The organism is Streptomyces rimosus subsp. rimosus (genome assembly GCF_000720725.1).
Classification (GTDB): Bacteria; Actinomycetota; Actinomycetes; order Streptomycetales; family Streptomycetaceae; genus Streptomyces; species Streptomyces rimosus_A.
In genome coordinates this window covers 1-316 of sequence record NZ_JOCQ01000259.1, presented here as the reverse complement: position 1 = coordinate 316, position 316 = coordinate 1, and the positions used below count along the sequence as shown (strand labels likewise).

Below are 316 nucleotides of genomic sequence, written 5' to 3'. Positions count from 1 at the left end.
GGCGGCCAGTACGGAGAAGAACTGCAGGGTGTGCAGCTTGTCGCCGCTCTTGGAACCGGAGTTGGTGAAGCCCGCCGCCAGCTTGTCCTGCCAGGCGCGTGTCGCCCAGCGCTTCGAGGTGGCCTCGGCGAAGACGTGGAAGGCGCCGGACGCGGTACCCATGTAGGTCGGCGAGCCGAAGACGATCGCGTCGGCGGCGTCGAGCAGGTCCCACTGCTCCTCGGTGATCTCGTCGACCTTGACCAGGTGGACGGTCGCCCCGGCGTCGGCGGCGCCGTCGCGCACCGCCTCGGCGAGCACCGCGGTGTGACCGAAG

At 70.3% G+C, this 316-nt stretch carries 1 protein-coding gene; it reads right to left on the bottom strand.

All coding sequences use genetic code 11. From position 1 onward, the window contains the following. Positions 1-316, bottom strand: a 316-nt coding sequence (locus IH45_RS0142805; protein WP_030682753.1) for a flavodoxin family protein, incomplete at both ends; no start/stop codon positions are given.